Below are 26,359 nucleotides of genomic sequence, written 5' to 3'. Positions count from 1 at the left end.
CTCAGCCCTGGCGGTTGAGCGAGAAGTGCCCGCCGCCTTCAGCGGTGCAATTGAGCTGGCTGGGGTTGGCCAGGAAGCAATTGACCTTGGAGCTGGTGCGCTTGATGTTCGAATACAGATTGATCTGGATTACGCCGGACGGATCCGTCGTGTAGGTTCCAGAAGCCATTTGCGTGTTCGTACCGTCCGTCGTGTGCGTCTCGAACCTGCCGCCCGAAAATGACGAGTTCAGCCCGTTCGCATCGCTCCAGTTGCCGTCCACCGTTGTTGCACGCGGCTGTGCCCCCCCGCCCATGACGACCGGCGGCGGCCTCGATCCACCGAAATCGACGCAGGCGGAGAGCGCTGCCGCAGCGGTGACAAGGGCAAGACTGGTTTTGATCTTCATGAATGTCTCCCGCGATTGAAGGCGGATTGGCGTCGTGGCGATTGCAAGAAACATGGCGCGACCATCTGTTGAAAGCAAGGCTTCAGGACCTCATCACCTTGATTTATCTGACGAGCGTAACAAAAATGCCCGCACGACCTGTGCGAGCATTTTAATTTCCGATTATTCTAATTCTCTGTCAATCAGCGAACGAGAATGTTCTTGAACTGCCAGGGATCCTTCGTGTCGATGTCTTCCGGGAACAGGCCCGGACGGCCGTCGAGCGGCGTCCAGTCGGTGTAGTGGCCTTCGACCGGACCGAGATAGGGCAGCTGCACTTCGAGGCAGCGCTTGTAATCGATCTCGTCGGCTTCGACGATGCCGGCGGTCGGATTTTCCAGCGCCCAGACCATGCCGGCAAGAACGGCGGAGGTTACCTGCAAGCCGGTCGCGTTCTGGTAGGGAGCGATGCGGCGGGTCTCTTCGAGAGACAGGCGCGAACCGTACCAATAGGCATTCTTGTCGTGGCCATAGAGCAGGACGCCGAGTTCGTCGACGCCGTCTTCCAGCTCATGCTCGTCAAGGACGTGGTGAACCGGCTGCGGCGTGCCGCCATTGCCGAACATTTCGTGCAGCGACAGCACGGCATCGTTGGCGGGATGGTAGGCATAATGGCAGGTCGGACGGAAGGTAACGTCGCCGTCCTTGTCGCGGACCGTGAAGAAGTCGGCGATCGAGATCGATTCGTTGTGCGTGACCAGGAAGCCGTACTGCGGACCGGGCGTCGGGCACCATGTGCGAACGCGGGTGTTGGCGCCCGGCTGTTCCAGATAGATGGCGGCCTTGGAGCCCTTCTTGTGCTTCTTGGCGTTCTTCGGCATCCACTCTTCGTGCGTGCCCCAGCCGAGCTCGGCCGGCTGCAGGCCTTCGGAGATGAAGCCTTCGACGGACCAGGTGTTCCAGAAGACGTTCAGCGGCTTCGGATGCTTGGTGCGCTGCGTGTCGCGTTCGGCGATGTGGATGCCCTTGACGCCGACCTTCTTCATCAGCTTGGCCCAGCCTTCGCGGTCATGCTGATCCGGCTCTTCGAACTTCACGCCGATATCGTTGGCAAGGTTGACCAGTGCCTGCTTGACGAACCAGGAGACCATGCCCGGGTTTGCGCCGCAGGTGGAAACGGCCGTCGTGCCGCCCGGGTTCTTCGCCTTTTCCTTGCGCATGGTTTCGCGCAGTGCGTAGTTGGTGCGGTCGGCATTCTTCAGGCTCTTGTCGAAATAGAAGCCGAGCCAGGGCTCGACGACGGTGTCGATGTAGAGCACGTCAAGCTTGCGGCACAGCTTGACCAGGTCGAGCGAGCCGGTATCGACCGAGAGGTTGACGCAGAAACCCTGACCGCCGCCTTCCGTCAGAAGCGGCTTCAGCAGCTCCTTGTAGTTTTCTTTGGTGACATGTTCCTTGATATGACGAACGCCGTGCTTCGCCAGGATTTCCATGTCGGCGGGCTCTTCGCGGGGGTCGATGACGACTATCCGGCTCTTGTCGAATTTGAAATGGCGCTCGATCAGGGGCAGGGTGCCGCGGCCGATGGAGCCAAAGCCGATCATCACGATCGGGCCGGTAATTTCGGCATATACCGGATATTTGTGTTTCGTCATTCTTGTCTCCTTCGAAAGGCAGGACGCCGTTCGGCCTATGAAATTCAATCAATGTTTGCGTGAAAACGCGAGATGGACGGCTCTAATCACAAATTGATGTCACAATAAAGAGCTCTCCGGGCTACGTCGGGGAAAGTCAATAGAATGGCACCATACACGCGGTTTGCGACGAGTTTGTTGCTTATCGCATTGCTAAATGCCAGCCAACACCCGCAATTGCTTCGCCAATTCGGCTTTCTGATGGATCAGCCCCTTATACGTCGTCTGATGTTCATCGAGCGCATCCAGCTGCGCGGCGAAGCTCGATGCCAGCTCCGGGGCTCTGGGATGGTTGGCGATCGCGGCGATCGGGTCGACATAGACGCGGATGGTGAAGAGGATATCGCCCGAGACCGGCAGCTTGCGCAGCGTCTGGCGCTCGACGCGTGCGAAACGGGTTTCAAGCGTAGGGGCCGTAGTGACTGGCGGGCGGCGATGTTTCGAGGCTGAGAGAAACAGCTCGCTTGTTGTGTTCACCGACCAGTTCAGCCGCTCGACGGGCTGCGACACCTGCAGATTGTCGAAGATGCGGGTGATCAGTGTGGCGTTGCGCGTGCCCTCGCCAAAACCGGGCACATCGGCGTGGATCGCCTGCATCGGCCGGCCGAATTTTTCCTGGAGCGACCAGGAGGAAGGAAAGGCGACATGGCCGGCGACAAGATGCCAGCCATCGGCCTTGCGTCGCATGATGACGAGATCGTCGGCGACCAGCGATCCGGCCTTCAGCAACGGCGGAACAGAGGCGTCAGAGAGATCGACCGAATGGCCAGCGATGGAAACGGTATCGCCATCGCGGCGACAGATGGCCGGATGGCTTTCGCAGAGATAGGCCGTCAGCAGGTCGAGCACCTCTTGCTGCGCCACCTGCGTATCGTGCTCGGCAACGAAGATCTCGCTCAGATAATCACGGGAGAGGCGCTGCTTCTCATCGAGATAACGCCCGAGATCGGCATCGGGCTCGATCCAGCGGGTGAGGTCCAGCGGCACTAGGCCAATGGTGAAAGGTTTGGCGGAACCGTCATAGGGTGTGTAGGTCAGTTGTGTCATGGAGAGAGCCTTCTGCCAACATCCGTCTCTCAGCTCTTCAACGTCTCCAGCCCCTCAGTCACGGTCGTCAGGGCGATTTCCGTGACCTCATAGGCGGCGACGCCATGGATGGTGAAGGGGTCGGCGGCGACGTAGGCTTCGAGTTCGGCGCGGTCGCCGCGGGCGAAGATGATGCCGCCGGTGCGTGGCACCTTGCGGCCGGAGGCAAGAAACCAGCCCTTGGCATAGCCTTCTTTCACCCAGGCCATATGCGGCTCCATATGCTTGTCGGCTTCGTCATTGCCCTTGAGGTAGGTCAGAGAAAGGATGAGCATTGCGTCAATTCCATAGGAGTTGCGCGCGGATCAGACCGCGCAGGGAGTTTCCGACATAAAGGGTGGAATTTTCCAGATCGTCCAGCCTGATCCGGCCGATGCGGGCCGTGCGCTGGCAGATGAGTTCGGTGCGCAAGACACCGGCAAGCAGGCCGCAAGAGATGGGCGGTGTTCGCAACGGGCCGGAGCCGTCGTCAAGGAAGATCGAGGTGATGGTGCCCTCGCAGACCTCGCCTCTTTCATTCAGCAACGGCACTTCGTCTGCCTCGATCGGTGCGTATTCGGCGCGCGCGGTTTCATAGACCGATCGGCGGGTGGTCTTGACCCGCAGCAGCGTGTCGGCGGAGTCGATCCGGGTCTCGGCGAGACGGACGCGCCAGACAGTGTCGGGAGCAAGAGGCGTGAAAGCGGCGGTGGTGACGTCGGTTTGTCCGGTGGGGTCGAAGGTCAGGCGCACCCGCAAGGGTATCGTCGCGCCGGCGACGGCGGCGTCCAGTTTCGCCAGCGCATCCTTTGGCGCGGGAAAGCCTAGCCGGCGGGCAGAGCGTTGCAGCCGGGCAAGATGCAGGCGCAGGCGCACAAAGCCGGTTTGCGGCTCGTAACGCAGCGTTTCGATCAGCGAAAAATCCTCTAACGCTTGATCCATCGATCCCCCACGGCGAAGCGTGCCTTCAGGAAGCATTCTTCATATTCCGCTTCCGCCGTCGAATCGAAAACAATGCCGCCGCCGACATTGAACACCGCGCGGCCGTCGTCAAACAGTGTGATGGTGCGGATCGCCACGGAAAAGCGCATGGCGCCCGTGGGCGAGATCATACCGATTGCCCCGCAATAGGCATCGCGCGGGCCGTCTTCGAGATCATGCAGGATTTCCATCGCCCGCATTTTCGGCGCGCCGGTGATCGAGCCACAGGGAAAGAGCGCGGCGAAGATATCGCGGATGGTCATGCCGCGGCGCAGCTTTGCCTGCACATGGCTGACCATCTGGTGCAGGGTCGGATAGGTCTCGATCTCGAAGAGTTTCGGCACGTCGAGCGTGCCGACCTCGGTGATGCGGGAGATATCGTTGCGCAGGAGGTCGACGATCATGCGGTTTTCGGCCTGCGTTTTCTCGTCGGCGAGCATGGCGCTGATGATCTCGGCATCCTCGGTGGCATCCGCGCCGCGCTTGGCCGTGCCCTTCATCGGATGCGTCTCGATCCAGCCGTCGTCGTCTGTGCGGAAGAAGAGTTCCGGCGAGCGTGAGAGGATGACCGGGCCGCCAAGATCGACCAGCGCGCCGTATTTCACCGGTTGACGCTCGATCAGCGACCAGAAGGCGGCCCTGATATCGCCATTCCAGCGCGCCGAGATCGGCATGGTGAGGTTTGCCTGATAGCAATCGCCCTGGCGGATATGCCCATGCAGCCGGTCGAATCTCTCTTTATATATAGCGGGATTCCAGGCGGCCGTTGGCTCGGTCAGGAACTCCTGATTTTCAAGGCGCTGCAGCGGCTGAGCGAGGGGATGGCCGTCCGTTGCTGGCGCGTCGAAAACGCCGAAGCAGAGCAACGGCGTTTCGCGATTTTCATTGGCGAAGGGTGCAAGTTTTTCCTCGAAGAGATGGCCGGCTTCGTAGGCCATATAGCCGGCCAGCCATTTCCCTTCGGCCTTTGCCTTCTCCATCCGGTCGAGGGCATAGAAGAATTCCGCGCGCGTTCGGGCAATGATGATCTCCGCCGGTTCGGCGAAGAGCATTACCTGTCCTGTGCTGTCGTCCCTAAAGAGGACATAGGGTTGGGCATCGGCCATGCGCGGGTCTTCATCAATGGGCATCAAGCGCTCTTATCAAGCGCCTCAAGCTCGTCGATCAGCCCTTCGATCATCGACAGTCCCTTGCTCCAGAACGACGGATCGGTGGCATCGAGGCCGAAAGGCTTCAGGAGCTCCGAATGATGCTTGGTGCCGCCGGCCTTCAGCAGCTCGAAATATTTCGCCTGAAAGCCCTCTTCGGCATTCTGATAAACGGCGTAGAGCGAGTTCACGAGGCAGTCGCCGAAGGCATAGGCGTAGACGTAGAAGGGCGAGTGGATGAAGTGCGGGATATAGGTCCAGTAGGTCTCGTAGCCCTCGGAAATCTTGATCGCCGGTCCGAGGCTTTCCGACTGCACGGAGAGCCACAGCTCGCCGATATCGTCGGAGGTCAGCTCGCCGTTCTTGCGGGCGGTGTGCAGCTTGCGCTCGAATTCGTAGAAGGCGATCTGGCGCACGACCGTGTTGATCATGTCCTCGACCTTCTGGGCGAGCATCGCCTTGCGCTCGCGCTTGTCGGTGGTCTTGTCGAGCAGGGCGCGGAAGGTGAGCATCTCGCCGAAGACCGAGGCGGTTTCGGCCAGCGTCAGCGGCGTCTGGCACATCAGCGCGCCCTGTCCGCCGGCGAGCACCTGATGCACGCCATGGCCGAGTTCATGGGCCAGCGTCATCACGTCGCGCGGCTTGCCCATATAGTTGACGAGCACGTAAGGATGCGCCGAGGGCACGGTCGGATGGGCGAAGGCGCCCGGTGCCTTGCCGGGGCGCACCGGCGCATCGATCCATTCTTCGTCAAAGAAGCGCTTGGCGATATCGGCCATTTCCGGGGCGAAATTGCCGTAGGCGGACAGCACGGTTTCCTTGGCCTCGGTCCAGGGGATCAGCGCGTTGGAGGTTTCCGGCAGTGGCGCATTGCGGTCCCAGAAATTCATCTGTTCCATGCCGAGCCACTTGGCCTTCATCTTGTAATAGCGGTGCGAGAGGCGCGGATAGGCATCGCGCACGGCGGCGGCCAGCGCATCGACCACTTCGCGCTCGACGCGGTTGGCGAGATGGCGGCTGTCGGCGATGTCCTCGAAACCGCGCCAGCGATCGCCGATCTCCTTGTCCTTGGCGAGCGTGTTGGTGATCAGCGTGAAGACGCGCAGATTGGCCTTGAAGGTCGTGGTCAAAGCCACGGCCGCCTTGCGGCGCACCTCAGGATCCTTTTCCTGCAGCATGTTCAGGGTGACTTCCAGCGGCAGCTTCTCGCCGTCGACTTCGAAGCGCAGCTCCGCCATGGTCTCGTCGAACAGGCGGTTGAAGGCGGCCGCACTCGTCATGGATTTTTCGAGGAACAGTTGCTCCAGTCTGTCGTCGAGCTGATAGGGCTTGTCCTTGCGTAGGTCGACGAGCCAGGGGCGGTAGTGGCCGGCGGCGGGGTCGTTCGCCATGCAGGCATCCACCACGGCATCGTCGATGCGGTTCAGTTCCAGCGGGAAGAACAGCAGATGGGCGGCATAGTCCGTCAACTTGGTCTGTACGTCGCCATAGAGCTTGCCGTTGGCCGGATCGCTGGTGTTGGAGAAATAGGTGAGACCGGCGAAGGAGCCGAGGCGGCCGATGATGTCGTCGAGGGCCTCATATTCCTTCAGCGCCGCGCCGATGCCGGCGTCGCCGGTCTTGGTCGCGGCCTCGGCCAGCTTGCCCTTCCATTTCTCTTCGAAGGCGATGGCCAGTTTGCCGGCCTTTTCCATGTCGCCGGTGAAAGCGGTCGAGGTGGCGGAGGGATAGAGGTCGCTGAGCTTCCAGGCGGGCAGATCCCCAAGCGCGGCATTGGTCGCGGCAGCGGCAGGGCCGGTGGAAAACTTAAGGGACGAATGCAGCGAGGTCGGGCTCATGGACGGTATTTCCTCTATTTTCTTTTCGGAACGATCCGGTCAATCCGTGTCTATTCGGCCGAAAAGGTCGCTGCAAGCGCGGATTTTCGGGGGTCGGACAATGGAGTCATAGACGACGTTACATTCGTCATAATGATTAAAATACGATGGTTTGGCAAAACTTCGTGTTCAAGCCTTTCTGCGAAGGTTCCCCCAGGTTTCGCATGAAGTGAGGCACCAATGACCATATTGAATAGCGCCAAGGGGGGCGCGCAGGTTCTCGTTGTTGAGGATGATCCGATCCAACGACGCCTGCTAAAAAATGCCATCGAGCGGCACGGACACGTTGCTCATCTGGCAGAAAACGGCCGCTTCGGCCTTGAGTTTCTGAAGCGCAACGGTGATCAGATCAATGTGATCGTGCTCGATCTGATGATGCCGGAGATGAACGGTCTCGAGCTTCTCGGCGCTCTCAGCGACATGGGCACCGATATTCCCGTGATCGTGCAGACCGGGCAGGGCGGTATCGAGACCGTGGTGCAGGCCATGCGGGCCGGCGCCTTTGATTTCGTCGTCAAGCCGGTTTCGCCGGAACGGATAGCCGCGTCGATCGCCAACGCGCTGAAACTCGATCAGCGCGAGGCCAAGGCCCGCGCGGGACGCAAATCGCGCTCGAGTGCGATCAGCTTCGACGACATCGTTTCGGCGAGCCCGGCGATGATGCGGGTGCTCGATCTCGCGCATCGCGCCGCGCAATCGAATATCCCCGTGGTGCTGGAAGGCGAATCCGGCGTTGGCAAGGAACTGGTGGCCCGCGCCATCCAGGCTGCCAGCGACCGCGCCGGCAAGCCTTTCGTGACGGTCAACTGCGGTGCTATTCCGCATAATCTGGTCGAGAGCATTCTGTTCGGCCATGAGAAGGGTGCTTTCACTGGCGCCACCGAGCGGCATGTCGGCAAGTTCATGGAAGCCGATGGCGGCACGCTGTTCCTCGACGAGGTCGGCGATCTGCCGCTGGAGGTTCAGGTCAAGCTCCTGCGCGCCGTGCAGCAGGGCGAGATCGAGACGGTCGGCGCCCGCGTGGCGCAGAAGGTCAATGTCCGGCTGATTTCGGCGACGAACAAGGATCTGATCGAAGAGGTGAAAGCCGGACGGTTCCGTGAGGATCTCTACTACCGCCTCAACGTTTTCCCGATCACCATGCCGGCACTCCGTCGCCGCAAGGAGGATATTCCGCACCTCGCCCGCGCATTTGCCGATCGCTTTGCGTTCGAACAGAAGCTCGGTCATTCGCTGGCAATCAGCCATGGCGCGCTAGCGCTGCTGACCTCTTATGATTGGCCAGGCAATATCCGCCAGCTCGAAAACGCGGTCTTCCGCGCGGTCGTTTTGTCGGAAGGGCCGGAGCTGCTGGAAACCGATTTTCCGCAGATCGCGGCGCAGTTGCCCGGCTATTTCACCGGCGAGCACCCGACGTTAGTTGTGGATAATTCCCAGACCCACGGCGCCGACAGCGTCGCGGCAGACAGGTTTGAGCGTGGCTTGCGGGTCGCGTCATCGGACGAAACTGCAACCCCGCCGCTCTCGATCGTGGACACGTCATCCGCGCAAACATCGGATAATGTCATCGTCAGCACCGACACGTCCGGCGATGTCAGAAAGCTTGCGGATGTCGAGGAAGAGCTCATTCGGTTCGCTCTCAAATTCTATCGAGGGCAAATGAGTCAGGTGGCAAGGAAGCTCGGAATCGGCCGTTCGACGCTCTATCGCAAGTTGAAAGACTATGGGATAGACCCGGATGACCCGCAAAAAAACGCGGCCTGAGCACGATTTAACGTTTAGGCAAGCATATTTTGTTACCTGTCGTAAAGCACTTGTTAGTGCATCGTTCACCATGTATGAAGAGGGCGACCATGTGTGGCATTTTTGCCATCGTGTCACCGCAATTGACAGCCATTTGGAACACGATGCGACATTGTCTGTCGGACGGGGATCGAATTGCCGAATCTGAGTGGAAATACCAAGCCTAATAGCTTGAGCTGGCATTCTGCGTGCTCTGAGATATTTCGCAAGGTGGCCAAGGTTGTTGCCGTTGGCCTGCTGGCGCTGGCCGTCTCTACTCCTATTTTCGTTGGTTCGCCGTCGAAGGCGAGCGGGGAGACCCGCAGCCTCAAGATCTATTTCGTGCATACGGGCGAAAAGGCCGTCATCACCTACAAGCGCGATGGCAAGTTCGATCCGGCCGGTCTGGAGAAGCTGAACCGCATCCTGCGCGACTGGCGCAAGAACCAGCCGACCAAAATGAATCCGCATTTGTTTGACCTGATCTGGCAGGTCTATCGCAACAGCGGCTCGAGCGACTTCATCTATGTCGTCTGTGGTTTCCGTTCGCCGGGAACCAACGAGATGCTGCGCACGCGCACGGCCCATACGGGCGTCGCTAAGAAGAGCCAGCATATGCTCGGCAATGCGATGGATTTCTATATTCCCGACGTCAAGCTTACCAAGCTGCGTGAAATCGGCATGAAGCTTCAGGTCGGCGGCGTCGGCTATTATCCGACCTCCGGATCGCCCTTCGTGCATATGGACGTCGGTGGCGTGCGCGCATGGCCGCGCATGGATCGCCAGGAACTCGTCCGTCTGTTCCCCGATGGCAAGACCATGCATATTCCGGCCGACGGCCGTCCGCTGCCGGGCTATCAGCAGGCAGTTGCGGATTACAAGCGCCGCATGTCTTCCGACGACATCCAGATTGCCAGCTCTTCTTCTCCGCGCCGTGGCTTCTTCGCCCGGTTGTTTGGCGGTGGCGCTGATGAGGAAGAGGACAATGCGGATACCGGTGCGCCGGCAGCGGCCGCGCCGACCACATTGGTTGCCAAGAACACCCAGCGGGCTCCTGTAGCAACGGATGATGGCGATGACAGCCAGCCGGTGACGCAGGTTGCCAGCGTCAATGCGCCCGTTCCGCAGGTTCGTCCGGCCTTCGGAAACCAGGCCGGCAGCGAGGTTGCTTCGGCTTTGATGTCACCGCCGCGTAATGCTGCTCAGGATGCGCTTGCCGCCGCAATGCCGACAACGGATGCCCAGCAACAGCAATATGCCGATCTGCGCGACTATCGTGTTCCGGTTCCGGCCCTCCTCGACCGTCGCACGCCTGGCGATGCCGAAATGGCCTCTGCCGAATCTGCCGTGACGGATCAGGCTGTCGGCGTTCCGGTGCCGGTCGAGCGTCCGGAAATTGCCGAAAATCTTCTGGCTTCCGCCGATGCAGATCCGGATGCGATCGACGATGCGGCGGATCAGGGTACGCTTTCGCCCGCGATCGTTGCCGCACTCGAGCAGCGCCGCGCCGATCAGGCGGATGCGAATGCGGGCGTTGCCGTCAATACGGTCGCCAACAATGTTGCCTCAAAGGATGAGGTGCCGCCGGCGAATAATGTCGCCGCCGACAATGATGCCGTGCGCGCTATTGCTGCTGTCCTGCCGCAGAAGCGGCCGATGCAGCAGATGCCGATGCAGGTGGCGGCGCTTGCGCCGACTGCCAATGAAACCAAGGCTAGCCGTCGCCGCTTTAACGACAGCTTTGAAGTGATGGCGCCGCAAGAACGTCCGATTGCCGCTGGCGTCGCGACGAAGGGCGGCCGTCCGAACAAGCAGGATGCCGTGGTGGCCGATTCCGGCCGCGCCGCGGTGACCACCCCGCCGAAGCTGACGGACAAGATGATTTCGCAATGGGCTATCGCCAATGCCCGCGTCGAGATCGTCAATCGTCCCGTGAAGGCACCGCGCTTCGTCAGCCCGACGCTCCGCGCCCAGCCGACCGCCGTCTACACGGAGGGCTTCAAGGTGCAGACGGCCTCCATGGATCCTGAGCGCTTCAGCGGCACGGCCGTGAACTTCCTGCAGGTCAAGAAGTTCAATTCGGTCGAATAGTTTGGGCGACGTCAGTTCTTCGGAAATGTCGCATTAGAGATGAGATCGCTTGCAGCATGGCGCTGCGGGCGATTTTTTGTTTCGACATCGTCCGTGATGTTGAGAACACCGGTTGAGCATCAACGTCAATGAAAACGCTTCGTATCGCAGCTCTGGCCTCGAACAATGGTTCCTCCTTCCGTGCCATCGCCGAGGCGATCGTCGCGGGCAAGCTCGATGCGAGCATTTCGCTTCTGGTGAGCAATCGGTTGAGCGCCTCTGCGCTCGATTATGCCGTCGCTTGCCGTATCCCCGCCTTGTGCATTCCGACAAAGGGAGCCGAATCTGAGGCTGACGAAAAGCTGCATGCAGCTCTTGTCGAGGCTGGTGTCGAGTTGGTCATTCTCTCGGGCTATCTGCGAAGGCTGGGTCCGAAGACCCTCGCCGCTTTCGAGGGGAGGATCTTGAACGTTCACCCGGCACTTCTGCCAAGGTATGGCGGGGTGGGCATGTATGGCAGAAAAGTACATCAGGCTGTTCTTGACGCCCGGGAGCCCGTGACCGGGGCCACGATCCATCTGGTGGACGCGGAATACGATCACGGCCGGATCATTGCCTCGACGGAAGTCCGCATAAATCCCTCGGACGATGTAGCAGCCATCGAGTGCCGCGTGATGCAGGCGGAATGCGATCTCTTCGTCCAAACGGTGCAAAGAATAGCGGCAGGCGAGCTCTCGTTGCCATTGTGAGCAAGGCCGGGATCATTCCACCCAGGTCAGGTGAAATGACGCCTCGTCGCCTCTTATAACTTCCGGGAATTTCATTCTTGGCTCAGCAAGCGCTGCTAGTCCGTCACAGCGACAGGGCTGGATATCCTCTATTGACGCGCAAGACGGCTGTTATCATCGGCAACGCAAAACTGCATCGCGATCTCTCGAGGATCGTGGACGATGCGGAATTCGTGATGCGTTTCAACGCGCCGAACCTATCCGACGGGATGAGCGGCACGCGCACGGATATGCTCTTGCTGGCTGCCTCGAGTAAGGCGATGCAGCGGCGATTGGTCGACCCGGCCTTTCTGGAAAGTGCTGCTTTCAGGGCCGTGAAAGAGGTGGTGCTGGTCTATCACCCGGGCATCATCCGCAAATATCATCCCAGACCGAATATCCTCTCGCGTATGAAGGGAAGGCGGGCCGATTGGACGATGCAGGCGATCGAACTGATCGGCAGTGCCGGGAAGGAGATCCGCATCATGCCGCCGCAATTCTACCTTGACGGTTGTGCGGCTCTGGGGCTGACGGGCTCCAGAATGCGCGAGGTCTTTCCGAGCACGGGATTTCTCGGCATCTGCCATGTTCTTTCAAACTTTCCCGCAGGCGAATGGGACGTGAAACTATGCGGCTTCACCTGGGAGGGATGGAAGCGCCATGCCTGGCAGGAGGAGCGCCGCTGGGTCGAGGATCAGATAGCGAGCGGTCGTATCAGCATGCTTGCCTAGGACATCGCCATGTGCGGGCAGATGCGACTGCGCGGAATCATTGAAACTGTTCATTTTCAGTTTCGCGTCAGGTTTGCCTAAGTTCGCCTTCATTCACGATTGCTACGGGGTCCCGGATACGACACCGAGATCTCTTAAATGCAGACCTATAAAATCGGCTTTTCGGCTGCCGCGCCGCTTGAAAGAGCTCATGCCGGGTTGGAGCTGGATCATGCTCCTTTGGGCACGATCAACGCGCAATCGGATCAGGCGAACATACGCGGCTTCATCATTCATCTGGATCGCGCGCGCGATCGTCTGCCCCAGGTGGAAAGGCTCGCGGCCATGCTTCCGGTTCGAAGCGAAATCATCCAGGCCGTTGACGCCAGCGCTTTGCCCGACACCGACATAGACCTCGTCTATCGTCGACATCTGCACAAGCCGCGTTATCCCTTCGAGATGAGTGTCGGCGAGATCGCCTGTTTCCTCTCGCATCGCAAGGCATGGGCGGCGATCGTCGAGCAAGGTGTCGATGCCGGCCTGGTGTTTGAAGATGATGTAGAGATCGACGCCTCGTTTCATGCGGCTTTTGCCGCCGCACAGGCATGCCTCACGCCGGGCGCCTTCATTCGCTTTCCCTTCCGGATGGGCAAGGAACATGGTGAGTGCGTTTTGACGCATGGCCAGGCCAGCGTCATCCAGCCAGGCCGCGTCGGTCTTGGCATGGTCGCGCAGCTCGTCAGTCGAGACGCCGCCATCCGGTTGCTGGAGGCGACAGCCTTGTTTGACCGTCCGGTCGACACGACCGTCCAGATGAGTTGGATGACGGGTCTGTCACCTCTCGCTGTCCTGCCGGGCGGCGTGCATGAAATATCCGCGCAACTCGGCGGCAGCACCATCAAGAGCCGGAAGACCGTGTTTGAGAAGCTGTCCAGAGAGATCCTGCGGCCGCTCTATCGTGCGAAAATCGCAATACGCTCCCGCCGCTCAAGCTGAGACCATACACATTGGCCGTTCCAATTCTCTTATATCATCAGATCGCGGTGCCACCTTCGCGGCGCGCGCCTTTCAGAAGCATGGCGGTGCATCCGGAGGCTTTTCATAACCAGATGGCCTGGCTGAAAAGACTGGGCGTGCAGGGTCTCTCGCTACGTGAGGCACTCCCCTACATCCAGGGCGCCAAGACCGGCAAGGTCGCCGCCATCACCTTCGACGACAGCTACGCCAACGTCTATGAGAACGCATTGCCCGTCTTGCAGGAGTTCGGCTTCACCGCTACGAATTTCGTGGTCGCCAATCAGGTCGGCGGCAGCAATGTCTGGGATATTCCCAACGGCGTGGCGCATACGCCCTGCATGTCGCTGGAGCAGTTGCGCGAGTGGGTCGCCCTCGGCCATGAGGTTGGTTCGCATACGCTCGATCATGTGCATCTCCCTCAGTTGCCGATGCAGGAAGCCCGCCGCCAGATCGCCCATTCCCGGGAGGTGCTGGAGGACATGGTTGACGAGATCGTCTCTTCCTTCTGTTTCCCCTATGGGGATGAAATGCCGCTCGATCGGGTTCTAGCCTATGAGGCCGGCTACAGCGCCGCAACGACGACACGACGCGGCAGGGCGCGGCAGGATCATGATCCTTTTGGCCTGCCGCGAGCCACGGTTCGCCGCAACGACAGCTGGCTGCATTTCGTCAAGAAATGTGTCTCCGGTTAGGTTGGCGCGCAACGGCAATGGAATTGCAAGCTGATCGCTCCCTACCTCCGGCAAGGAGCGATCAGAGGGATTTTACGGTGCGACGGTGAAGCTATAGGTGCCGTTCGTCTTGTGGCCGTCGGTCGAGAGAGCGTGCCATTCGACCGTGTATTTGCCGGTCGCCAGCTTTTCCGTGACCGGGATCATCAGCGTGGTATCGCCCTTCATCAGCATGGCTTCGCCAGTCTTCACCGCCGCCTTGTTCGGGCCGGTGACGGTCACGCCGCTGAATTTGAGATTCAATCCTTCTGTAAAGGTAAGGTCGAGTTCGGAAGGCGCCTCTTTCACGGTGCCGTCGGTGGCGGGAACGGCTGATTTGAGATGAGCATGGGCGAAGGCCTGGCCCGCCAAGGCGAGGCTGGCTGCGAATGCTGCGACAAGGAGTTTCTTCATCTGGGGCATGGTGATTGTCCTTTCAGGTTGATAATCCGCAGGGGCTCCCGCGGCAGGTTTTGGCGACGGATCGCGGTCGCCGGGATAGTCCGTCCGGATCCTGTCCGGCCGGGTAATCGCGGCCTTCATTTCAGAAGATTACGGATCTTCTGCAAAGCGGTGTTCGGATCCTCTCCATAGGCGATCATGCTCCGGAGATTGCCATCGGCACCCACGAGGAGAACCGAAGCGGTGTGATCCATGGTGTAGTCGCCGTCCGGCGTCGGTACCTTCTTGGCATAGATGCGCCAGCCCTTGATCGCCTTTTGCATCTCGTTCGGGTCGCCGGTGATCCCGGTGATCCGGTCGGTGAAGTTACCGGTGTAGTTGCGCATGATCTGTGGCGTGTCGCGCTCGGGATCAACCGAGAAGAAATAGGCCTTCAACACGTTGCCCTGGTCCCCAAGCGCCTTGAACCAACCGGCCATCTCGTAAAGCGTGGTCGGGCAAACTTCGGGGCAATGGGTGTAGCCGAAATAGATGAGCGAAGGATGGCCCTTGAGCACCTGCTCTGTGATCGGTTGGCCGCGGTCGTCGGTCAATTTGAACGTGGCGCCGATATTGGTTTCCGCCGCGTCCGCCTGTGGCATCAGGCTCCATGTGAAATAACCGAGCGCGCCGCAGACGATCAGCAAGACGACGCCCAGGATGGCGGGGATGGTCCACTCTCTCGTGAACATTGGATTCTCCTTTATGTGTTGGGTCCGTGCCGAGCGGCGGCGCGATTGCCGCCGCCACGTCGCTTGTGTCTTCATTCGAGGTTGGTTTTTTGCGCCGGCGCAGCGATGGCGACGCTGCCGCCCGGACCTTTGCCGGTGGGGATGCAGAGTGCGGCGACGAAAGGCGCGGGCGGCCGCTTCGTCTGCCGGCCGCCCAGACGGTCGTCATAGGTCAGCCGCATGATGTTGTTGATGCCTTCCATGCCGCCGCCGCCTTTTGCGTCGATCTCCATCATCTCGCTGACGCACATCTTCGCCTGGTCGACGCACATGTTGAGGATCGCGTCGTAAAGCGCGGGATCGAGGGAGGAGAAATAGCGCACCGGCTCCTTCTCGCTCGGCTGCTCCAGCCTCAGATATTCGAGGCGGCCGAGGGGCGTTCCTTGTGAGCGGGCCTTGCTTACCCAGGTTTCGAAATCCGCCTTGTCGAGGCCACGAAACTTGAACCGCATGTTGGAGAAGCCGGCGCCGCTGTAATTGGCGGAGAAGCCCTGATATTCGCCCTCATGGTTGATGACCGCATGCAGCTTCGTCTCCATGCCCGGCATGGCGTAGATTTGGCCGGCAAGGGCGGGAACGAAGAAGGAGTTCATCACCGAGGCGGCGGTGATCTTGAAGTTGATCGGGATATCGACGGGCGCGACCAGTTCGTTGACCGTTGCGATGCCAAGATCGGGATAGAGGAACAGCCATTTCCAATCGAGTGCCACCACTTCGACCGTCAGGGGTTTGGTACCTGCGGGCATAGGCCGTGAGGCATCGATCCTGTCCAGTGGCCGGTAGGGATCGAGCCGATGCGTGCTGATCCAGGTGACGGCCCCGAGCGCGACGATGATCGCCAGTGGCGCCGACCAGATGACGATCTCCAGGCGTGTGGAATGATGCCATTCGGGATCGTAGGCTGCTTCCGTGTTGGATTGACGGTATTTCCAGGCGAAGAACAGGGTCAGGAAGATCACCGGGATGATGATGAGCAGCATCAATACGGTGGAGATAACGATGAGATTGCGCTGTTGCATCGCGATATCGCCGGACGGCGCCAGCACGACCATGTTGCAACCCGAAAGCAGCAGGAGGGGTGTGAGGACCAGTGGTTTTAGCGGTTTGCAGGAGATCACCTCGATACCGCCAGCGGCTCTACTTCGTCTGGTCGGCATGTGCGCCTCCCATAACCGCATCGGGCATGGTCATCGCGCCCATGTCCTTGCTTTTATCCTTGCCGCCGGCGGCAGGGCCGACCGGGAATTCGATATCGACGGACCCCGCCTTTTCAAACTTGAGCGTGGCCTTCACCGTCTGGCCTTCTCTGAAGCCCTCTTCGACCTTCATGAACATGACGTGATAGCCGCCCGGCTTCAGCTCGACCGTCTTTCCGGCGGGGATGGGCAAGCCATCCGCGAGTTCGCGCATGACCATGACGTCCTTGTCCATCGTCATCTCGTGGATCTGGACCATCCTCGCGCGCGGCGAACTGGCCGCGATCAGCCGATCGTCGGTGGAGCCGGTGTTGGTGATGGTCATGTAGCCGCCGCCGACCGGAGCGCCGGGTATCATCGCCCGTACATAGGGATCGGAGATGCGGAGGTCGCCGATGGCGAAGTCTTCGGCCAAGGCGGCGTGGGACAGGAGAGATGCAAGGCCGAAAGCGGCAAAGGTTGTGACGAGTTTCAGCATGATCGATATCTTTCTTGGAAATGGGGGAGCGGCCGTCATGAGAAGAAGCGCCGGAACGGCGGCACGAAGCGCAGCAGGATCTGGTCGAAGAGCAGCATGACGACGATGGCGAGCCCGGTGAGCGGGAAGGCGGCACCGAAGGCGATCACGATCAGCCATAGGCCGATATAAACGGACTTCCGTGGCGGCATGGGCGGAACGCCGAGGCGTCCCGTCGGACGGCGCTTCCACCACATCATGACAGCCGTCACGCAGGACAGAATGATCGCCAGGCAGGTCGCCAGCATCAGGAGCTGGTTGAAGAGGCCCCATTCCTGGCCAAGATGGACGTTGATCCCCCATTCGATCGCCTTGCCGAGAGCGGGGTACTGGCTGAAGGAGAGATCGACGAGCGGCTTTCCGGAATATTGGTCGATGTGGATGGTGCGCTCGTCGGCGAGGTCGGCGGGATAGAGTGCGGCGGTGTAGACGCCGGTTTTGTCGGAAGGGATGGCGGTGGCAAAGCCCGGCGCCATGCCGAGCCCCTTGGCGATCTCCACCGCCTTGTCGATGCCGATCGGCCCGGCCGATTGCGCGGCGGCCACATTGGAGAGGGGAACGGGTGCCTTTTCGACAATCCAGCCCGGCGCCGGCAGGATATCGTCCGTGACTTTCGTCGATGTCGGCACATTGTCCCAGAGGGCGGCGGGGAAGCCGAGATCGTGCTCCGTCAACCAGGTTTTGACATTGGCGCCCCAATAGCCCGACCACGGCATGCCGCTGAGGGCGAGGAAGAAGATGAGGACGCCAGCGCCAGCACCCGTGACCGCATGCAGATCGCGCCAGAAGACGCGGCGCGAAGGTGTGCCGCGTACGGTGAGGACGCCGCCGGTCTGCTTGCGCGGCCACCAGAGATAGATGCCGGTGACGACGAGCACGAGCGCGAAGCCGCCGACGATCTCGATAAGCCGGTTGGTCCATGTCCCGAAATAGTCGAGGCTGTGGAGACGCCGGACGACCCAGCCGAAATCCTGCTTGGAACCGACCGAATCCAGCACCTCGCCATTGTGTGGATTGACATAGATGACGGTCGACTGGCCGCCTTTCGATACGGTGACGGCCGCCGAGCGATCGCCGGCCGGGGCCTCGCGATAGGAGGTAGCCCTGGCGCCCGGCAGGGCGGCGGTTGCCGCATCGACGATCTGCTGCGGCGCCAACGCAGGTCCGGTATCTGCGACGACATGGCGATGGCTATAGAAGGTGGTGTCGATCTCGTTCTTGAAGAGATAGAGCGATCCGGTGATCGCCAGATTGAGCATGAAGGGGATGACGAGCAGGCCGGCGAAGAAATGCCAGCGCCAGATCGCGCGATAAAGCGAGATGGTGTCGGTGGTTGCTGCGGCTGGTTCGGCCGCGGTGAAGGCAGACATGAAAAATCCTCCGGAAATCCGGCTGGCGGCGGGAGGGCCTGTCTGCGGGGAGGTGCCGACCGTTTCGGTCGCTGCCTTATGAGGATCAGCATACACGGCCGGGATGCAGGGGCGGCCCGTTTCGCGCAGTGATGATCAGCATGGAGGCAATCCGCCCGCAGCCGGCACGATCAATCTCGTGCATGGTCCGGCCGCCCTTGACGACGAGCGTCACGGCGCGGGCCGCAACGCAGGCTCAGGCAATGGTGATGCGGAGGAGGGGTGGCGCGCGGGGGCCAGTGTTCGGCGGATAGAGCTGGCGGTGGAAGGCTTTGGTTTTCGGGGCCGGAATATCATCCTGGCTTGCGAAGGTGAGATGCTCGCAGATATCCGTCGGCGGCAGCGGAAGCAGGGCCGCCGCAGAAATCCGGCAGGACTCGCAGTTTGGCACATGCGCCTTGCTGTGTTCCTTGCCGTCCGCCGTCTTTTCGGTGACGCAGAGAACCGGCAGGGTTCCGTCCGGCAGCCTATATTGAGCAAGTGCCGCGGGTGTCAGTTCATCGGCGCTGGAAACGGCTGGCTGATGGGCAAAGCCGACCGACAACAGCGCGAAGGCGCATAGAATGCGCAGCAGCCACTGTGTTGTCCCGGAGATTGTCTTCCCCACCGCCGTCCCCATCACCTCTTGCAGGCAAAGCACCTACGACATTCGTTGGATGAGCTCAATGCGGCAATTTGGTATGCGCGCCTGATCCGCCGGACAGGCGGAATGACTAACGGCCGGACAATGGCCGGCCGTCGAGGTTTGTTGATCATAGACTTTCAGCGCCGTGCCCGAAGGCGGGCTGCGGCCTATTCCATTCCGAGCGCGGCCATATAGGTCTGCAGGATGGATTCTTCTTCGAGGCGCTCGTTGGCGTCCTTCTTGCGCAGGCGGATGATGGTGCGGATCGCCTTGGTGTCGTAGCCGCGACCCTTTGCCTCGCCCATCACGTCCTTGATGTCGGACTGGATGGCGCCCTTTTCTTCTTCAAGCCGTTCGATACGCTCAATGAACGCCCGCAGTTCGGCGGCGGCGACATTCTCAACACTCGTCGTGTCGTCCATTTTCTTTTCCTTTCAAGGCAGCAGCCTGCGCTGCTCTGTGGTTCATGCAATTCCCTGTTTAAAGGCGGGAACTACGAAATTCCTGGCCGAAATCCCATGCGCCTGTCTTGCGCGTCCATCCGCTCGATCCGCTTCCATGGAAGCGCAAAGCGGATCGCGGGTGACGCCAGAGGCCTCGGATACATCGTCTCCGGAGTGCGTGGGGTTTCGAATTCGATCGGGCCGTTGACGTGCCGCGAATGGAGCGCGAGGTCAAGCCGTCTTGGCGAAAGCCGGTCTATTCTTTCGGCTTGTTCTGCTCAAAACTGGCTTTTTGCACAGCCGAGGCTTCGGCCTGATGCAGATTCTTCCAGTCCTCATAGGGCATGCCGTAGACCATCTCGCGCGATTCGTCCTTGGTCACCGGCAGGCCCGCTTCTTCGGCCGCCTCGCGATACCAGTTGGACAGACAGTTGCGGCAGAAGCCGGCGAGATTCATCAGGTCGATATTCTGGACGTCGCTGCGTTCGCGCAGATGCGCGACGAGACGTCGGAAGGCGGCGGCTTCCAATTCGGTCTGTTGTTGTTTGCTGAGCGCGCTCATCGTGACTTCTTCCTCAATTCTTTTCGTATGGGCCGGTGCGCGACGGATAGATCTTGTATTCGTGCAGCGCGGGATCGTCGTTCACCGCTGAAAAGATCGGCGCCAGCCGCTCGGCCCATTCGGCAATGCCGGCCTCGTCACCGATCAGATCCTGGCGGACTTCCAGCAGGGCGTGCGGAATGCCTTTTATCATGCAATGGCGATACAGCGTGTCGTTCTTCAGCGCCCCATCATAGGGTTCGTTGTCGCCTATGACGAGATTGGTATCGGCACCAAGCTTTGCAAGAAGCGGCAAGACGGCGCGCTCGTCGCTGTCCCAGAGTACGCTCGCATGCCAGGGGCGCGGAACGCCTTTCCAGGCCGGCGTGAAGGAATGCAGCGACAGCACCAGCGGTGCCTTGCCAGTCGTATCTGCGACGGATGCGATCGTCTCCTCGACGGCGTGGTGATAGGGCCGGTGGAAGGTCTCGATGCGATAATTCCACTCTTCGTCGGTGATCGGGTGATTGCCGGGGATGATCGCCCCGTCGGAAATCTTCATGATCAGCGTCGGATCGTCCTCGCCGCGATTGGGGTCGATCAGCAGGCGGGAAAAGCCGCCGAGCACGGCCGGGACGCCGAGCCGCGCGGCAAGCTGGCGGCAAAGACCCTCTATGCCGATGTCATAGGCGATGTGCCGTGCAAAGGCGGTTTCGGGCAAGCCAAGCCGGCCATAAGCCTCAGGAAGGTGACGCATTGCATGATCGCCGAGAATGACCATGCCTTTGTCACGATTGCCCAATATGGTCTCGAAGGATTTGAAGTCGTTCATGTGGATTGTCGATTATTGCATTTTCAACTCGTTGTTTGATTGCATGCGAGGGCGGAAGGTGCAAGGCTCGCCTGATTGATCGGGCGAAGGGCGCGCTGGAGGGCGTCGTCACCATCCCGTGAAGAAAATATAATCGATTAGAGTTGCGTTGACATTCGTAGGATGGCGGCGCAAGAAGACGCAACAACGAATAATCGGGAGCCCATTGGAAGCCGTGTTCAGCCAAGTCGCGCCAAGTTTCGTTACGCGGTCAGGGCCGCTCGCCCGATTCGCTTTTTTCATCCTTGCCGCCGCCGCGCCGTTTTTCTTTGCGCCGAATGCAGCCCATGCCGACTTCCGGGTCTGCAACGGTACGCAGAATCTCGTGGGCGTGGCGATCGGCTACCGGGCGAAGGAAGGCTGGGCCACCGAAGGATGGTGGCAGGTTCCGGCCACTACCTGCGCCACATTGATCGAGGGGCCACTTCAGTCCCGCTATTATTACCTCTACGCAGAAGACGCGGCCCGTGGCGGTCGCTGGACGGGTGACGTCGAAATGTGCGTGGCGGAAAATGAATTCAAAATCCCAGGTGTGAAGGATTGCTACGCGCGCGGCTTCCAGAAAATGGGATTCAAGGAATACGACACGGGGCGTCAGGCGAGCTGGATGGTTCAGCTTTCCGATACTCCGGGCAGCCAAGAGAGCCAGAACTGATGAAACGCAACCGAAAAGTCAAAATCCTAGCGACGCTAGGCCCGGCCTCCTCCTCCGAGGAGATGATCCAGAAGCTCCATGAGGCCGGTGCAGACTTGTTCCGCATCAACATGAGCCATGCCAGCCATGATGTGATGCGCATGCTGATCCAGCGCATTCGCGCCGTTGAGGCCCGCTGTGGTCGTCCGATTGGTATTCTCGCCGACTTGCAGGGTCCCAAGCTGCGCGTCGGCAAGTTTGCCGATACCAAGGTCGATCTCAAGCCCGGCCAGACCTTCACGCTCGACAATAACGACACGCCTGGCGACAGCACCCGCGTGTTTCTGCCACATCCGGAAATCCTGGAATCGGTCAAGCCCGGCCACCGCCTGCTGATCGACGACGGCAAGCTGGCACTGCGCGCTGAAAAATGTGACGGCAAGAGCATCGTCACGACCGTCATTTCCGGCACGAAGATTTCCGACCGCAAGGGCGTCAGCCTGCCCGATACGCTGCTTGGCGTTGGCGCGCTGACCGAGAAGGATCGCGTCGACCTCGACGCCGTGCTTGCCACCAATGAAATCGACTGGGTGGCGCTCTCCTTCATCCAGCGTCCGGAAGACTTGACCGAAGTCCGCAAGATCTCGCATGGCCGCGTCGGCCTGATGTCGAAGATCGAGAAGCCGCAGGCTGTCGAGCGCATCGAGGAAATCATCGAGCTTTCCGACGCTCTGATGGTCGCCCGTGGCGACCTCGGCGTCGAAATGCCGCTTGAAGCCGTTCCCGGCATTCAGAAGCAGTTGATCCGTGCCTGCCGTCGTTCCGGCAAGCCGGTGGTCGTCGCCACGCAGATGCTGGAATCGATGATCTCCGCGCCGGTTCCGACCCGCGCCGAAGTCTCCGACGTCGCCACCGCCGTCTTCGAAGGCGCCGATGCCGTCATGCTGTCGGCCGAATCCGCCTCCGGCGACTATCCGATCGAGGCCGTGTCGATGATGGCGTCGATCGCCAGCACGATCGAGCGCGAGCCGCATTATTCGGGCATCATCTACGCGCAGCGCGCCCAGCCGGAAGCAACCGGTGCCGACGCCATTTCGCTCGCCGCCCGGCAGATCGCCGAAACGCTGAAGCTTTCCGCCATCGTCTGTTACACGTCGTCGGGCACGACGGGCCTGCGCGCTTCGCGCGAGCGCCCGCAGGTTCCGATCCTGGCGCTGTCGCCGATCATCCAGACGGCCCGCCGCCTGTCGGTGGTCTGGGGCATGCACTGCGTCGTTACCCATGACGCTACCGACCTCGACGATATGGTCAACAACGCCTGCCGCATCGTTGCCGAGGAAGGCTTCGGCAAGCCCGGCGACCGCATCATCATCTCGGCCGGTGTGCCGCTCGGCACGCCCGGCGCCACCAACATGCTGCGCCTTGCCTATATCGGCTCGGACGGCCAGTCCGGCGTATAACGTCTACCGACGTCCCCTTTGAGAACATCCTGAACCCGCTGTCGCAAGATAGCGGGTTTTTTGCTGCGCGCAGATTGCCGCATCGGTGGGAAGGGTGCCCACTTGCCAAGCGCGATATCGCATGTAACTTTCCGACAACCATAGGGGAGGAAACCATGCACGCCACCACTCTGCTTGCCTTCATCACAGTCTCCTTCATCGGTATCGCGACGCCGGGGCCGACGGTGCTCTTGGCCCTGACCAACGGTTCCCGCTTCGGCGTGCGTCGCGCGCTGGCCGGCATGGTCGGCGCCGTGCTGTCGGATTTCGTGCTGATCGGCGCGGTTGCGATCGGGCTCGGTGCGCTGCTGGCGGCATCGGAATTCTGGTTTTCGGCGCTGAAATGGGCGGGTGCGGCCTATCTCGCTTTCCTTGGGATCATGATGCTGCGCTCCAAGGGAACGATCGACGGTATGCTGAGGGCCAATGCCGAGCAGCCGAAGGGCACGGTGCTCTCCATCGGGCTGAAGAGCTTCATGGTGGCGGTGACCAATCCCAAGGGATATCTGTTCTTCTCGGCCTTCCTGCCGCAGTTCATCGATCCGACCGCGCCGCTGATGGCGCAATATGCCATCCTGGCGCTGGTCTTCGCCACGCTCGATTTCGCGATCATGTTCGGCTACGCCGTTTTCGGCTCGCAGGCCGTGCGGTTCCTGAAAGCGGAAGGCGCAAAATGGTTGGAGCGCGTCTGTGGCGGCGCGCTTCTGGCCTTGGCGGGTTCGCTGGCGCTTTATCGTCGCGCTGCAAACTAAGGGTTAGTGACGGCGCAGAGCCGCCTCGAAGACATCCGTATCGACATTGCCGCCGGAGGTGACAGCGATCAGCGTATCGCCGTCGATCTCCTTGCCATGGAATAGGGCGGCGGCCAGCGCCACGGCGCCGCCAGGCTCGACAACGATCTTCAGGCGCTTGAAGGCGAGTTCCATGGCGTCCAGCGCTTCTTCATCGGTCACGACCAGACCGGGACCGCAGAGGCGCTTCAGGATCGGGAAGGTGATGTTGCCGGGCTGCGGCGTGATGATGGCGTCGCAGATCGAACCCTGCAGCGCGGCGTTGCGCTCGATCCGGCCCGAGGCCAGCGAACGGGTGGTATCCTCGAAATTCTTGGGCTCGCAGGGGCGGACCTTGAAGCCGGGCGCGCGCGCTTCGAGCGCCAGCGCGATGCCCGATGTCAGGCCGCCGCCGCCGCAGGGGACGAGTACGGTCGCGATATCGATGCCCTCTTCTGCCGCCTGTTCGGCGATTTCCAGCCCGGTCGTTCCCTGGCCGGCAATAACCTGCGGTTCGTCGAAAGGCTTGATCAGCGTCAAGCCGCGCTCACTAGAAAGCCGTGCGCCGATCTCGTCGCGATCTTCCTGCACGCGGTCGTAAAGCACGACTTCGGCGCCCAATGCGCGGGTATTGGCGATCTTCAGCTTCGGTGCATCGGACGGCATGATGATGACGGCGGGAATGCCGTGAAGTTGCGCGGCTAGCGCCACGCCCTGAGCATGGTTGCCGGAGGAAAAGGCGATGACGCCCCTGGCGCGCACCGAGGGTTCCAGCGCCGAAACCGCCGACCAGCCGCCCCGGAACTTGAACGATCCCGTATGTTGCAGGCACTCCGCCTTTACGAATAGCCGCCGCCCGGCGATCTCGTTGAGGAAGGGTGAGGAGAGAAGGGGCGTGCGCCGCGCGCGCCCGTCTATGCGAGCGCGAGCGGCTTCGATCATTGCAATATCGACCATGGAGGGATCACTCTTCTGCTGCGGAAAGTCTCTCCATCCATAAAACGCCGCGAAGCGCTTTAAAACAACGACTTTGTCCCCGTGACACTTCAGCTGACGCCCGGCGCGGAAAGGTGGCCGACATTATAGGCCTGCACGCCCGACCGCAGCACGTCCTTTGGCAGATCGGCAAGCAGCCGGAAACGCACCCGCGTCCAGCTCGTCGGCTCGAAGGCGGCGACGGAGGCGAGCGCTTCGCCACCGGCCACCTCAGCGGCTGCTTCCTCGCTCTCCTGCCGGCGTATCTCGGCAAGCGGCGCATAGGGTTCGGTCTGGATGATCTCCCTTGTGGCGAAGCGGGCCTTGCGGATATCCGGCGAGGCGTCGGCGCGCCAGACCACCCAGGTCTTTACCTGTGGCCAGCCGAAGCTCTCGGTTACTCCGGCAAAGCCGGGGCCGCAGAGGAAATCACTCAGGCCCTCGTCCTTGTTCCAGACATAGAAGGGAGCGTAGAAATTGTCCTTGCTGTCAGTTATCGCATCGCCTTTCCGGGCGGTGAGATAGGCCTTGAATTTCAGACCGGGCAGATTGTCGAGCAAGGGACCTTTCTCACGAATGCGGCGATCGATGATCGTCATGTCGTAGTCGGCGGGCGGGGTGAAGATGTATTGCATGGCGATCATGGTTCAATCCTCGAGCCAGGTCACGGCGCTGCCACCTAGGACAGCCTGGATGCTGATATAGGCGAAGGTACTATGCAGTGTAGCACCATGGCGATGGCGCTCATCAGGCGCAAAAGTGACGCAGTCGCCGGCACGCAGTTCCTCGGCCGCTTCGCCATCGCGTTCGGCCAGCCCGACGCCCGAGAGAACGTAGAGGATCTGGCCGTGCGGATGCGTATGCCACTGCGTCATGGTGCCGGGTTCGAGAGAGCAGCGCATGGCGGTCAGGCCGCCATCCTCCCTGCTTTCGACCAGCATCTCCACCCAGAAGGGTGCGCTGGCGATGCCTTCGGGAGAACGTTGGGTGCTCGCGCCGGCGCGATGGGTCGCGGGTGACCGCTGAGCGGTTTTCGGGCTCATCGTGGTCAATCCTGCTCGATCATCTGCGCGATGCCGTCCGCGAAGGACCAGTCCTCGCGCGTGGTGGTGGTGATGTTGATCATGACATCCTCGGGCCGCATGCCCGGCGCGTCGGCAAGCAGAGTGACGAGACGGCGGTAGAAGGCCTTCTTGACCTCGGTCGAGCGTGGCTTGCCGATGGTGATGTGGAAGAAGACGTAATCGTCCGAGCGCGGACCGCCGAAATAGGTGCGGTCGAAGATCAGTTCGTTCGGTTCCAGCTGGTGGATCGCCTGGAAACGATCGGTGGGCGGCACGTCGAAGGTCTCGACCATGGCGCGGTGGAAATTGTCCGAGAGTGCCTTCAGATATTCAGGCGACTTGCCGCGGAGAAGGGAGATATTGGTGAAGGGCATGATGTGCTCCTGTTCTCTGTCTACTTGACGATCTCACCATGTCACGGGATAATCATGCCGAAAATCAGAAAATATTGGACT

General features: G+C 60.8%; 29 protein-coding genes. 9 read left to right on the top strand and 20 right to left on the bottom strand.

All coding sequences use genetic code 11. The annotated features are described in order from the left end of the window. Position 1: 1 nt before the first annotated feature. From omp10 to AC1RO0_RS06985, 7 genes are all read right to left on the bottom strand, one after another. Positions 2-388, bottom strand: coding sequence for an outer membrane lipoprotein Omp10 (omp10, locus tag AC1RO0_RS07015; RefSeq protein ID WP_498592145.1), 387 nt, complete (start codon positions 386-388; stop codon positions 2-4). A 182-nt stretch (positions 389-570) separates the two neighbouring features. Next, positions 571-2,022 carry a homospermidine synthase gene (locus tag AC1RO0_RS07010; RefSeq protein WP_498592144.1) on the bottom strand — a complete coding sequence of 484 codons (1,452 nt, stop codon included), beginning with the start codon at positions 2,020-2,022 and terminating at the stop codon, positions 571-573. A gap of 192 nt (positions 2,023-2,214) precedes the next feature. Continuing rightward, the gene (locus AC1RO0_RS07005; protein ID WP_498592143.1) at positions 2,215-3,108 is read right to left on the bottom strand and encodes a heme-dependent oxidative N-demethylase family protein; all 894 of its coding nucleotides are present in this window, start codon (positions 3,106-3,108) and stop codon (positions 2,215-2,217) included. A 29-nt stretch (positions 3,109-3,137) separates the two neighbouring features. Continuing rightward, the gene (locus tag AC1RO0_RS07000) at positions 3,138-3,422 is read right to left on the bottom strand and encodes a YciI family protein (protein ID WP_153364682.1); all 285 of its coding nucleotides are present in this window, start codon (positions 3,420-3,422) and stop codon (positions 3,138-3,140) included. 4 nt (positions 3,423-3,426) lie between these two features. Further along, entirely contained in the window at positions 3,427-4,068 is a 642-nt protein-coding gene (locus tag AC1RO0_RS06995; protein WP_498592142.1) for an aminotransferase class IV family protein, read from the bottom strand. Continuing rightward, positions 4,053-5,213 carry an aminodeoxychorismate synthase component I gene (locus AC1RO0_RS06990; RefSeq protein ID WP_498592394.1) on the bottom strand — a complete coding sequence of 387 codons (1,161 nt, stop codon included), beginning with the start codon at positions 5,211-5,213 and terminating at the stop codon, positions 4,053-4,055. Before AC1RO0_RS06990 ends, AC1RO0_RS06995 begins: the two co-directional genes overlap by 16 nt. 23 nt (positions 5,214-5,236) lie before the next feature. Further along, the gene (locus tag AC1RO0_RS06985; RefSeq protein WP_498592141.1) at positions 5,237-7,093 is read right to left on the bottom strand and encodes a M3 family oligoendopeptidase; all 1,857 of its coding nucleotides are present in this window, start codon (positions 7,091-7,093) and stop codon (positions 5,237-5,239) included. A 219-nt stretch (positions 7,094-7,312) separates the two neighbouring features. Here AC1RO0_RS06985 and AC1RO0_RS06980 point away from each other — a divergent pair, with 219 nt between their 5' ends. The 6 genes from AC1RO0_RS06980 (at position 7,313) to AC1RO0_RS06955 (ending at position 14,170) form a co-directional block, all read left to right on the top strand. Next, entirely contained in the window at positions 7,313-8,896 is a 1,584-nt protein-coding gene (locus tag AC1RO0_RS06980) for a sigma-54-dependent transcriptional regulator (protein WP_498592140.1), read from the top strand. Between the two features lie 174 nt (positions 8,897-9,070). Next, positions 9,071-11,005, top strand: coding sequence for a peptidoglycan L,D-endopeptidase MepK (locus tag AC1RO0_RS06975; protein WP_498592139.1), 1,935 nt, complete (start codon positions 9,071-9,073; stop codon positions 11,003-11,005). 128 nt (positions 11,006-11,133) lie between these two features. Beyond that, positions 11,134-11,733 (top strand): phosphoribosylglycinamide formyltransferase, encoded by a 600-nt coding sequence (purN, locus tag AC1RO0_RS06970; RefSeq protein WP_498592138.1) that lies wholly within the window; start codon positions 11,134-11,136, stop codon positions 11,731-11,733. Between the two features lie 131 nt (positions 11,734-11,864). Continuing rightward, complete coding sequence (locus tag AC1RO0_RS06965) at positions 11,865-12,482, top strand: glycosyltransferase family 29 protein (protein WP_498592137.1); 618 nt, start codon at positions 11,865-11,867, stop codon at positions 12,480-12,482. Between the two features lie 138 nt (positions 12,483-12,620). Beyond that, positions 12,621-13,457, top strand: coding sequence for a glycosyltransferase family 25 protein (locus tag AC1RO0_RS06960; RefSeq protein ID WP_498592136.1), 837 nt, complete (start codon positions 12,621-12,623; stop codon positions 13,455-13,457). A gap of 11 nt (positions 13,458-13,468) precedes the next feature. Then, positions 13,469-14,170, top strand: coding sequence for a polysaccharide deacetylase family protein (locus AC1RO0_RS06955; protein ID WP_498592135.1), 702 nt, complete (start codon positions 13,469-13,471; stop codon positions 14,168-14,170). Between the two features lie 72 nt (positions 14,171-14,242). Here the strand turns inward: AC1RO0_RS06955 and copC are convergent, their stop codons facing one another. The 9 genes from copC to AC1RO0_RS06910 all read right to left on the bottom strand — a co-directional run bounded on the left by copC (position 14,243) and on the right by AC1RO0_RS06910 (position 20,923). Next, the gene (gene copC / locus AC1RO0_RS06950; protein ID WP_498592134.1) at positions 14,243-14,611 is read right to left on the bottom strand and encodes a copper homeostasis periplasmic binding protein CopC; all 369 of its coding nucleotides are present in this window, start codon (positions 14,609-14,611) and stop codon (positions 14,243-14,245) included. Positions 14,612-14,727: 116 nt separating this feature from the next. Continuing rightward, positions 14,728-15,321, bottom strand: a complete 594-nt coding sequence (locus tag AC1RO0_RS06945; RefSeq protein ID WP_498592133.1) for an SCO family protein — start codon at positions 15,319-15,321, stop codon at positions 14,728-14,730. 71 nt (positions 15,322-15,392) lie between these two features. Continuing rightward, entirely contained in the window at positions 15,393-16,412 is a 1,020-nt protein-coding gene (gene cyoA, locus AC1RO0_RS06940; protein ID WP_498592393.1) for a ubiquinol oxidase subunit II, read from the bottom strand. An 85-nt stretch (positions 16,413-16,497) separates the two neighbouring features. Further along, a complete protein-coding gene (locus AC1RO0_RS06935; protein WP_498592132.1) occupies positions 16,498-17,034 on the bottom strand; it encodes a copper chaperone PCu(A)C in 537 nt (178 codons plus the stop codon). A 35-nt stretch (positions 17,035-17,069) separates the two neighbouring features. Then, entirely contained in the window at positions 17,070-18,443 is a 1,374-nt protein-coding gene (locus AC1RO0_RS06930; protein ID WP_498592131.1) for a PepSY-associated TM helix domain-containing protein, read from the bottom strand. A gap of 235 nt (positions 18,444-18,678) precedes the next feature. Then, positions 18,679-19,101, bottom strand: a complete 423-nt coding sequence (locus AC1RO0_RS06925) for a hypothetical protein (RefSeq protein WP_498592392.1) — start codon at positions 19,099-19,101, stop codon at positions 18,679-18,681. A gap of 173 nt (positions 19,102-19,274) precedes the next feature. Beyond that, complete coding sequence (locus tag AC1RO0_RS06920) at positions 19,275-19,529, bottom strand: DUF2312 domain-containing protein (protein WP_007701156.1); 255 nt, start codon at positions 19,527-19,529, stop codon at positions 19,275-19,277. Positions 19,530-19,806: 277 nt separating this feature from the next. Continuing rightward, positions 19,807-20,112, bottom strand: coding sequence for a DUF1244 domain-containing protein (locus tag AC1RO0_RS06915; protein ID WP_153364697.1), 306 nt, complete (start codon positions 20,110-20,112; stop codon positions 19,807-19,809). A 13-nt stretch (positions 20,113-20,125) separates the two neighbouring features. Next, a complete protein-coding gene (locus tag AC1RO0_RS06910) occupies positions 20,126-20,923 on the bottom strand; it encodes an N-formylglutamate amidohydrolase (protein WP_498592130.1) in 798 nt (265 codons plus the stop codon). Between the two features lie 205 nt (positions 20,924-21,128). On the opposite strand from AC1RO0_RS06910, the gene AC1RO0_RS06905 reads away from it, so the two are divergent. From AC1RO0_RS06905 to AC1RO0_RS06895, 3 genes are all read left to right on the top strand, one after another. After that, positions 21,129-21,617: a DUF1036 domain-containing protein gene (locus tag AC1RO0_RS06905; protein ID WP_498592129.1), complete on the top strand. Its 489-nt coding sequence runs from the start codon at positions 21,129-21,131 to the stop codon at positions 21,615-21,617. Further along, complete coding sequence (pyk, locus tag AC1RO0_RS06900) at positions 21,617-23,056, top strand: pyruvate kinase (RefSeq protein ID WP_498592128.1); 1,440 nt, start codon at positions 21,617-21,619, stop codon at positions 23,054-23,056. The genes AC1RO0_RS06905 and pyk overlap by 1 nt, the downstream gene beginning before the upstream one ends. A gap of 155 nt (positions 23,057-23,211) precedes the next feature. Further along, on the top strand, positions 23,212-23,847 hold the full coding sequence (locus AC1RO0_RS06895; protein WP_498592127.1) for a LysE family translocator: 636 nt from the start codon (positions 23,212-23,214) through the stop codon (positions 23,845-23,847). A 3-nt stretch (positions 23,848-23,850) separates the two neighbouring features. Here the strand turns inward: AC1RO0_RS06895 and AC1RO0_RS06890 are convergent, their stop codons facing one another. The 4 genes from AC1RO0_RS06890 to AC1RO0_RS06875 form a co-directional block, all read right to left on the bottom strand. After that, positions 23,851-24,822, bottom strand: a complete 972-nt coding sequence (locus AC1RO0_RS06890; RefSeq protein ID WP_498592126.1) for a threonine ammonia-lyase — start codon at positions 24,820-24,822, stop codon at positions 23,851-23,853. 89 nt (positions 24,823-24,911) lie between these two features. Continuing rightward, positions 24,912-25,484 (bottom strand): DUF4865 family protein, encoded by a 573-nt coding sequence (locus tag AC1RO0_RS06885; RefSeq protein ID WP_498592125.1) that lies wholly within the window; start codon positions 25,482-25,484, stop codon positions 24,912-24,914. A 3-nt stretch (positions 25,485-25,487) separates the two neighbouring features. Further along, complete coding sequence (locus AC1RO0_RS06880) at positions 25,488-25,883, bottom strand: cupin domain-containing protein (protein WP_498592124.1); 396 nt, start codon at positions 25,881-25,883, stop codon at positions 25,488-25,490. A 5-nt stretch (positions 25,884-25,888) separates the two neighbouring features. Then, a complete protein-coding gene (locus AC1RO0_RS06875; protein WP_498592123.1) occupies positions 25,889-26,278 on the bottom strand; it encodes a tautomerase family protein in 390 nt (129 codons plus the stop codon). Positions 26,279-26,359 lie beyond the last annotated feature (81 nt).

The organism is Rhizobium sp. GW821-FHT14E12, from assembly GCF_058803745.1.
The sequence above is the reverse complement of the archived record's forward strand: the minus strand, read 5'-3'. Positions and strand labels throughout refer to the sequence as shown.